An 8,670-nucleotide genomic window follows, 5' to 3' on the forward strand; every position below is an offset into this window, starting at 1 on the left:
GCCGGGCTGGTGGAGTACATCAAGTACTACAACCAAGAGCGAATCAGATTGAAATTGAAGGGGCTAAGCCCGGTAAAGTACCGGGAACAGGCCCAAGCAGCCGCCTGACCCCACCGTCCAAGTCTCGGGGGTCACTTCACCGTGGGGGCTTGGCCGCGGCATCCATGCCGCGGACACTCCCGCCACCGGACCCACCCCACCTTCGACAGATTCCGCGATCTGTCGGAACGGCATATTGTTCTGGTAGGTGTCGACCTCGGTCGACACGGTAGATCCACGCCATGCGTGGATGATTCATTCGATATCTGACAGAAAAATCGTGTCGACCAAGGTCGACACCTACCAACAGCTGCGCGGAACAACGGCCACCGTTACCAACAGCCGAGTGAACCTGTCGAAGGTGGGGCGGTGTCGGAGTGCGGGGTGTCAGCCGCATGGATGCGGCTGCCAAGCCTACACGGACGTACTTGCGGCGGCCCCGCACTCCGACACCGTCCCGCCAACCCACGGATAGCCCGCCTTTGATGTTTGACGTTGCTCCGGTTCGTAGCAGGTGCAGGGCTGCAAGCCCTGCCGACCCCCTAGAACGGAGCCGCGGACTCGAACGCGAGCGCCTCGCCCGTCAGCGGATGCGTGAACCGCAGGCTGCGCGCATGCAGGTGCACGCGCTGCGCCGGTGCCGCGTCATACAGCACGTCGCCAACAATCGGATGGCCAATACTGGCCATGTGCAACCGCAGCTGATGGCTGCGGCCGGTGATCGGTTCCAGCTCCACGCGGGTACGCTGCGCTTCCACATCACGCGCCATTACGCGCCAGCGCGTCAGCGCCGGCTTGCCGCGTTCGTGATCGACCGTCTGCTTCGGCCGGTTCGGCCAGTCCACAATCAGCGGCAGATCCACGTCGCCGGCATCGCCTTCAAGCAGTCCCTCCACGATCGCTTCATAGCGCTTGCCAACCCGGCGCTGCTCGAACTGCATCGACAACGCCGCCTGCATGTCCTTGCCACGCGCATGCAGCAGCAGCCCGGAAGTCACCTGGTCCAGGCGGTGCACGGTCAACGCATCCGGGTACAGCGACTGCAGGCGCGCGACGACGCAGTCCTGGTTCTCGGCGCTGCGGCCGGGCACGGACAGCAGGCCGGCGGGCTTTTCAGCCACCAGCAGCGCGTCGTCGATGTAGTGCAGGTGGATCATGCGGTTCCAGGAATTCCAAATGAAAACGGGGAAGCCGAAGCCTCCCCGTTTTCTGCGTACCGACCAGCGGTCGGTACCTACCTTGATGCAAGACCTACCGACCGGAGCCGGTACCGCCTGCATCAGCCCAGCAGGTGGGCGACGCCGGCGCGCTCTTCTTCCAGCTCGGCCAGGGTCTTGTCGATGTACTTCTGGCTGAAGTCGTCGATCGGCAGATCCTTGACCAGGGTGTACTTGCCGTTCTCGGTGGTCACCGCGAAACCGAAGATCACGCCTTCCGGAATGCCGTAGGAACCGTCGGACGGCACGCCCATGGTGACCCACTTGCCGTTGCTGCCCAGCACCCAGTCACGCACGTGGTCGATGGCGGCATTGGCGGCCGAAGCGGCCGAGGACGAGCCACGGGCTTCGATGATCGCCGCGCCGCGCTTGCCGACGGTCGGGATGAACGTGTTGGCGTTCCACTCCTGGTCGTTGATCGCATCGGCGATCGAGGCGCCGTCGGCGGTGGCGAAACGGTAGTCCGGGTACATGGTCGGGCTGTGGTTGCCCCACACCACCAGCTTCTCCATGCCACCGACCGGCTTGCCCAGCTTGGCCGACAGCTGGCTCAGCGCGCGGTTGTGGTCCAGGCGCAGCATGGCGGTGAAGTTCTCCGGCTTCAGGTCCGGAGCCGACTTCATCGCGATGTAGGCATTGGTGTTGGCCGGGTTGCCGACCACCAGCACCTTCACGTCACGGCTGGCGACCTTGTTCAGCGCGGCGCCCTGGGCGGTGAAGATCTTGGCGTTCTCCAGCAGCAGGTCCTTGCGCTCCATGCCCGGGCCACGCGGACGTGCGCCGACCAGCAGGGCGATGTCGGCGTCCTTGAACGCGACTTCGGCGTCATCGGTGCCAACCATGCCGGCCAGCAGCGGGAACGCGCAGTCTTCCAGCTCCATCATCACGCCCTTCAGGGCGGCCTGGGCCTTGTCGACCGGCAGTTCCAGCAGCTGCAGGATGACCGGCTGGTCCTTGCCCAGCATTTCGCCGGAGGCGATGCGGAACAGCAGGGCATAACCGATCTGGCCGGCGGCGCCGGTCACGGCAACACGAACGGGTGCTTTCATGGGGGTTTCCTCTTGCTTGCAAGCGTTTGATGGGGCGCCGCGGGCATGGCCACGCAGGCCGGGCGGGCGGCGGGGAACAGGGAAACGGCCACCCGTGGGTGGCCGTTTCGAAAGGGGGTCAGGCGGCGAGGTGCTTGTTCCACTCCGCGACGCGGTCGGCCTGCGCGGCCAGCACGGCGTCGACGTCGCCTTCCAGGGTGATCGAATGGATCACGTCGCCCTGCTTGACCGAATCGACGATGGCCTGGCCTTCCAGGACCTTGCCGAAGACGGTGTGGCGGCCGTCCAGCCAATCGGTCTTGATGTGGGTGATGAAGAACTGGCTGCCGTTGGTGTTCGGGCCGGCGTTGGCCATCGACAGCGAGCCGACCTCGTGCTTCACGCCATTCTTCTCGTCTTCGAACTTGTAGCCCGGGCCGCCGGTGCCACGGCCCTGCGGGCAGCCGCCCTGGATCATGAAGTCGGCGATCACGCGATGGAAGATCAGGCCGTCATAGAAGCCGTGCTTGACCAGGTTCACGAAGTTGGCCACGGTCAGTGGCGCCTTGTCGGCGAACAGCTCGACCTTGATCGGGCCCTGGGTGGTGTCGAAAGTGGCGATGAGGGACATGAAGATCCTTGGTGCAAAGGGGAATGCGTCTAGCCACCTAGTTTACACCTGCCTCGTGGCGGCGGTGCCTTCGACCATCGGTGGAGCCCCCGCCTTCAGCCAGGGGAAGGTGAGCCGAGGGGCCGTCCTGGCGACCTCGGCCGAAGCGGTGGACAGCCAGCTGAATGGGCCGTTTGGCCGGCGTGAAATCCACCTTTTCGCGAATCGTCAAGTTCGACGTATAATGTTGGACTTCTTTTTCCAAATCCGGCGCCGACTGGCCCCCTTTCGTATGTCCATCGAAAATCTTCGCAACATCGCCATCGTCGCCCACGTCGACCATGGCAAGACCACCCTGGTCGACCAGCTGCTGAAGCAGTCCGGCACCCTGTCCGAGCGCACCGTCCTCGCCGAGCGCGTGATGGACAGCAACGACCAGGAAAAGGAACGCGGCATCACCATCCTGGCCAAGAACACCGCCATCACCTGGGAAGACAAGAAGACCGGCATCAAGAACCGGATCAACATCGTCGACACCCCCGGCCACGCCGACTTCGGCGGTGAGGTCGAGCGCGTGCTGTCGATGGTCGACACCGTGCTGATTCTGGTCGATGCGATGGACGGCCCGATGCCGCAGACCCGCTTCGTGACCCAGAAGGCCTTCGCGATGGGCTTCAAGCCGATCGTCGTGGTCAACAAGGTCGACCGTCCGGGCGCCCGTCCGGAGTGGGTGATCGACCAGGTCTTCGACCTGTTCGACAAGCTCGGTGCCACCAACGAGCAGCTGGACTTCCCGATCGTCTACGCCTCGGGCCTGAACGGCTACGCGGGCCTGGAAGACACCGTGCGCGACGGCGACATGACCCCGCTGTACGAAGCGATCATGCAGCACGCGCCGAAGCCGGAAGTGGACCCGGAAGGCCCGTTCCAGATGCGCATCAGCCAGCTGGACTACAACAACTTCGTGGGCGTGATCGGCATCGGCCGCATCCAGCGCGGCACCCTGAAGAAGAACATGCAGGTCGCGGTCATCGACCGTGAAGGCAAGAAGCGCAACGGCAAGGTGCTGCAGGTGCTGGGCTTCATGGGCCTGGAGCGCATCGAGCAGGATTCGGCCGAGGCCGGCGACATCGTGGCCATCTCCGGCATCCAGGAGCTGACCATCTCCGACACCATCTGCGCACCGGACTTCCCGGAAGCCCTGCCTGCGCTGACCGTCGACGAGCCGACCATCTCGATGACCTTCCAGGTGAACAATTCGCCGTTCGCCGGCAACAAGGACCTGTCCGGTGGCAAGTTCCTGACCAGCCGCCAGATCAAGGACCGCCTGGACCGTGAAAAGGTCCACAACGTGGCCCTGAAGGTCGAGCAGCTGGAAGACGCCGACAAGTTCTTGGTCTCGGGCCGTGGCGAACTGCACCTGTCGGTGCTGATCGAGAACATGCGCCGCGAAGGCTACGAGCTGGCCGTGTCGCGCCCGGAAGTGATCATCAAGGAAATCGACGGCCAGCTGATGGAGCCGATCGAGCAGCTGGTGGTGGACATCGAAGAAGTCCACCAGGGCGGCGTGATGGAAAAGCTGGGCACCCGCAAGGGCCAGTTGAAGAACATGGAATCGGACGGCAAGGGCCGCGTGCGCCTGGAGTACCAGATCCCGGCCCGTGGCCTGATCGGCTTCCAGAACGAGTTCAAGACCCTGACCCAGGGTTCGGGCCTGCTGTTCCACGTGTTCGACCACTACGGCCCGAAGGAACAGGGCGCCATCGCCAAGCGCATCAACGGCGTGATGATCGCCAATGCGCCGGGCGTCACGCCGGCCTACTCGCTGGGCCCGCTGCAGGAACGCGGCAAGCTCTTCGCTGCCGAAGGCGACAACGTGTATGAAGGTCAGCTGGTCGGCATCCACTCCAAGGACAACGACCTGACCGTCAACGCGATCAAGACCAAGCCGCTGACCAACATGCGCGCTTCCGGCAAGGACGATGCGATCCAGCTGACCCCGGCGATCAAGTACTCGCTGGAACAGGCCCTGGACTTCATCGAAGACGACGAGCTGGTCGAGATCACCCCGAAGGAGATCCGCCTGCGCAAGAAGTTCCTGACCGAGAGCGACCGCAAGAAGGCTTCGCGCGGCGGCTGAGCCAGCACCCCGTGAACCAGAGCGGCTACAACCCGGATCCACACCGGCATCCGGGTCTGCACGTCATCGCCCTGCTCGAAGCGAGCAAGGCGATGCTGGCGCTGTTGGCCGCCACCGGGCTGGAAGTGCTCGGACCGCAGCCGCTTCGGCACGGCATCATGGTCCTGATCCGGCGTTTCAGCCTGGATCCGGACCATGGCACCCTGCCCTCGCTGCTGCATATGATCAGCCCCGACGCGGTCCACCTGGCCGCGGCGGGGATGATCGGCTACGGCCTGCTGCACCTGGTCGAAGCCTGGGGCTTGTGGCGGGCCAAGGCCTGGGCCTCCTGGCTGGGCTGCCTGACTGCCTCGCTGTACCTGCCCTTCGACATCTTCGCGATCATCCGCCACCCCGGCTGGCCGTCGTGGACGATCCTGGCGATCAACCTGATCGTGGTCTACGTTCTCGCCCGCGACCTGCGCAAGCGCCACCGCTGAGCACCGGCTACACTGGGGATTGGAGCCGACCAAGCCGCCCCATGCGCCCGTCCTTGCCGCCTCTGCTGACCTGCCTGCTCGCCGCGCTGCCTGCGCTGCTTTCGGCTGGCTGCAGCCCGGCCACGCCCAGCGCGCATGCGGCCGAACCTGCGAGCCGCAACGTGCCGTTCCCGTACGCTGAAACCGATGTTGCCGACCTGCAGGCGCGGATGACCGCCGGTGAACTGGACAGCACCACCCTGACCCAGGCCTACCTGCAGCGCATCGCCGCCCTGGATCGGGCCGGCCCCCGCCTGCGCGCGGTGATCGAGCTCAACCCCGATGCCCTGAAGGAAGCCGCGGCGCGCGACCGCGAGCGCCGCGATGGACGCCTGCGTGGCCCGCTGCACGGCATCCCGGTACTGCTGAAGGACAACATCAACGCGGCGCCGATGGCCACCAGTGCCGGCTCTCTGGCCCTGCAGGGGTTCCGCCCTGACGATGCGTATCTGGTGCGGCGCCTGCGCGAGGCCGGGGCCGTGGTGCTGGGCAAGACCAATCTCAGCGAATGGGCCAATTTCCGCGGCAACGATTCGGTGTCCGGCTGGAGCGCGCGCGGCGGCCAGACCCGCAATCCCTATCGCCTCAGCCACTCGCCTTGCGGCTCCAGCAGCGGCAGCGCGGTAGCGGTCGCCGCCAACCTGGCCAGCGTGGCGATCGGCACCGAAACCGACGGCAGCATCGTCTGCCCTGCGGCGATCAATGGCATCGTCGGCCTCAAGCCGACCGTCGGCCTGGTCAGCCGCGATGGCATCATCCCGATTTCCTTCAGCCAGGATACTGCGGGGCCGATGACACGCAGCGTCGCCGACGCTGCGGCCGTACTGACCGCAATTGCCGGCCGCGATGATGCCGACCCGGCCACCGCAACCATGCCCGGCCGTGCGGTGTACGACTACACCGCGCGGCTGGATCCGCAGGGACTGCGTGGCAAGCGCATCGGCCTGCTGCAGACGCCGCTGCTGAAATACCGCGGCATGCCGCCACTGATCGAACACGCCGCCACCGAGCTGCGTCGGGCCGGCGCCGTCGTGGTGCCGGTGGAGCTGCCCAACCAGGGCGCCTGGGCCGACGCCGAACGCAAGGTACTGCTGTACGAGTTCAAGGCCGGGCTGGAGCGTTACTTCAGCGCCCACCGCGCTCCCCTGCACAGCCTGGCCGAATTGATCGCCTTCAACCGGGCGCACAGCAAGCAGGAACTGGGCCTGTTCGGCCAGGAACTGCTGGTGGAAGCTGACGCTACCGCTGGCTTGGCCGACCCCGCCTATATCCGCGCACGCAGCGATGCGCGCCGGTTGGCGGGCCCGGAAGGCATCGATGCCGCCCTCGCCGCCCACCAGCTCGACGCCCTGGTCGCGCCGACCACCGGCGTGGCGTGGCCGATCCGCAGCGAAGGCGACGACTTCCCCGGCGAGAGCTACAGTGCCGCCGCCGTCGCCGGCTATCCCAGCCTCAGCGTGCCGATGGGCCAGATCGATGGCCTGCCGGTCGGCCTGCTGTTCATGGGCACCGCCTGGAGCGAACCGAAGCTGATCGAAATGGCGTACGCCTACGAACAGCGCACCCGCGCGCGGCGGCCACCGCACTTCGGCACCGACACGCTGATCGACGCCGGCGAGCCTTGATCCGGTAGTGCCGGCCGCTGGCCGGCGCTACCGTTCGGGTTCCGGCTCCATCGGCACGATTGCCGCCTCACCGTCTTCAGCCCCCGGCGAACGCACATCTGCAGTACGTGCGCGTGGACCACGCGGCATGTCCAGCTCGTCAGCATGCTGCAGCCGCGCACGCAGCTGCGGCAGCGACTGCGGATGCTCACGTGCGAGGAAATCGAGCATGCGCTCGCGTACCAGGCAACGCAGGTCGAACGCGTCGCCAGAGCTGCGCGCACTCACCAGCAGGCGCACCTGGATCGCACGCTCGCTGGTTTCGGTCACCTGGGTCACGCAGACCCGGCCATCCCACAATGCCTCACCCCGGCAGATGCGCTCCAGCTCAGCGCGGATCGCCGCGATCGGGGCACGATAGTCCAGCCACAGAAACGCCGTACCAAGCAGATCGGCGCTGCGCCGGGTCCAGTTCTGGAAGGGGTTCTCGATGAACCAGGTCAGCGGCACCACCATCCTCCGCTCGTCCCAGATGCGTACCACCACGTAGCTGCTGCCGATCTCCTCGATGCGTCCCCACTCGCCCTCGACGATCACCACATCGTCCAGCCGGATCGGCTGGGTCACTGCAATCTGCAGGCCAGCGATCAGGTTGCCGAACACCGGCTTTGCGGCGATACCGGCCACCAGGCCGATGAGGCCCGCCGAGGCCAGCAGCGCGGTGCCGATCTTCTGCACCATGGGGAAGGTCAGCAGCACCAGCGAAGTGCCCAGCACGATGATGCCGCCCATCAGCACACGGCTGAGCACCCGCGTCTGGGTCTGGATGCGGCGCGCTTCCAGATTATCGGAGACATCGATGGGATGGCTGCGCAGGATGGCCCGCTCACCCGCTGCCACTGCGCGTACCAGCAACCAGATGAAGCAGGCGGTCAGTGCGATATGCAGCACCCGTTGCAGGTTGCCCAGAAGGGGATCCTGCAGCGGCGTGGCCTGCAATGCAGGGATCAACAGCAGCAGCGGCCATGCGGTGGCCATTGGCAGCCCGAGCACACGCCCGATGCGCGCGCGCCGCCGATCACGCCCTTTCAGCCGATGGTAGATCCACAGGATCAGCCACGCGCCGATACCGCCCACCAATGCGGCCAAACCCAACGGCCATGCGTAGGCCTGTGCGCTCTGCCAGTGCACCGTTGCCACCTCCAGTCGAACAAGCAAGTGGACAGCCTCGCGCATGGCGCATGAGCGTCACGTCAGTCGTTTGTAAGGAGGGTGTTGGTCGGCAGGGCTTGTAGCCCTGCACCTGCCCAGAAGCCGAAGCAACAGCAACGGCAACAGCAACAGCCGAAGCAGAAGCGGGTTTGCTGTGGGATGGCGGGGTGGGTCCGGTTGCGGGGGGCGCTGCAAGTACCCCTCCGGGGCCCGGCCCAGCCGCTGGCGGCTGTGCGTTCGGGCGCTTGCGAAGCAGTGCTTCGCAAGCAAAGCGCCCTCACCCATGTAAGCTCGGTCGCCGC

8 protein-coding genes are annotated in these 8,670 nt (G+C 65.9%); 4 read left to right on the top strand and 4 right to left on the bottom strand.

What is annotated here, in order from left to right:
* Positions 1–108: IS3 family transposase (locus tag AC5P8U_RS19480; RefSeq protein WP_308140878.1), on the top strand; the 108-nt coding region annotated here is incomplete at its 5' end.
* Between the two features lie 473 nt (positions 109–581).
* Here AC5P8U_RS19480 and AC5P8U_RS19485 read toward each other — a convergent pair.
* The 3 genes from AC5P8U_RS19485 to AC5P8U_RS19495 form a co-directional block, all read right to left on the bottom strand.
* Positions 582–1,196: an RluA family pseudouridine synthase gene (locus AC5P8U_RS19485; protein WP_088496498.1), complete on the bottom strand. Its 615-nt coding sequence runs from the start codon at positions 1,194–1,196 to the stop codon at positions 582–584.
* Positions 1,197–1,318: 122 nt separating this feature from the next.
* Positions 1,319–2,305 (bottom strand): malate dehydrogenase, encoded by a 987-nt coding sequence (locus AC5P8U_RS19490; protein ID WP_005415428.1) that lies wholly within the window; start codon positions 2,303–2,305, stop codon positions 1,319–1,321.
* Positions 2,306–2,423: 118 nt separating this feature from the next.
* Positions 2,424–2,915, bottom strand: coding sequence for a peptidylprolyl isomerase (locus AC5P8U_RS19495; protein ID WP_005408225.1), 492 nt, complete (start codon positions 2,913–2,915; stop codon positions 2,424–2,426).
* Positions 2,916–3,186: 271 nt separating this feature from the next.
* Between AC5P8U_RS19495 and typA the strand changes: the two genes are divergently transcribed.
* Genes typA through AC5P8U_RS19510 form a run of 3 tightly spaced genes read left to right on the top strand, consistent with a single transcriptional unit; the run spans position 3,187 to position 7,177 of the window.
* Positions 3,187–5,034 carry a translational GTPase TypA gene (typA, locus tag AC5P8U_RS19500; RefSeq protein ID WP_061480552.1) on the top strand — a complete coding sequence of 616 codons (1,848 nt, stop codon included), beginning with the start codon at positions 3,187–3,189 and terminating at the stop codon, positions 5,032–5,034.
* 11 nt (positions 5,035–5,045) lie between these two features.
* Positions 5,046–5,513 (top strand): DUF2127 domain-containing protein, encoded by a 468-nt coding sequence (locus AC5P8U_RS19505; RefSeq protein ID WP_005415426.1) that lies wholly within the window; start codon positions 5,046–5,048, stop codon positions 5,511–5,513.
* A gap of 41 nt (positions 5,514–5,554) precedes the next feature.
* Complete coding sequence (locus AC5P8U_RS19510) at positions 5,555–7,177, top strand: amidase (protein ID WP_072169161.1); 1,623 nt, start codon at positions 5,555–5,557, stop codon at positions 7,175–7,177.
* 27 nt (positions 7,178–7,204) lie between these two features.
* Here AC5P8U_RS19510 and AC5P8U_RS19515 read toward each other — a convergent pair whose 3' ends face one another.
* Complete coding sequence (locus AC5P8U_RS19515) at positions 7,205–8,392, bottom strand: mechanosensitive ion channel family protein (RefSeq protein WP_194433967.1); 1,188 nt, start codon at positions 8,390–8,392, stop codon at positions 7,205–7,207.
* Between the last annotated feature and the right edge of the window lie 278 nt (positions 8,393–8,670).

Source organism: Stenotrophomonas sp. YJH_SMC_81, from assembly GCF_059370875.1.

Excerpts from the sequence above, each read along its gene's own strand:
- AC5P8U_RS19510 (WP_072169161.1), top strand. The coding sequence starts at position 5,555 with ATGCGCCCGTCCTTGCCGCCTCTGCTGACCTGCCTGCTCGCCGCGCTG.
- AC5P8U_RS19485 (WP_088496498.1), bottom strand. The coding sequence starts at position 1,196 with ATGATCCACCTGCACTACATCGACGACGCGCTGCTGGTGGCTGAAAAG.
- AC5P8U_RS19515 (WP_194433967.1), bottom strand. The coding sequence starts at position 8,392 with ATGCGCGAGGCTGTCCACTTGCTTGTTCGACTGGAGGTGGCAACGGTG.
- typA (WP_061480552.1), top strand. The coding sequence starts at position 3,187 with ATGTCCATCGAAAATCTTCGCAACATCGCCATCGTCGCCCACGTCGAC.
- AC5P8U_RS19495 (WP_005408225.1), bottom strand. The coding sequence starts at position 2,915 with ATGTCCCTCATCGCCACTTTCGACACCACCCAGGGCCCGATCAAGGTC.
- AC5P8U_RS19490 (WP_005415428.1), bottom strand. The coding sequence starts at position 2,305 with ATGAAAGCACCCGTTCGTGTTGCCGTGACCGGCGCCGCCGGCCAGATC.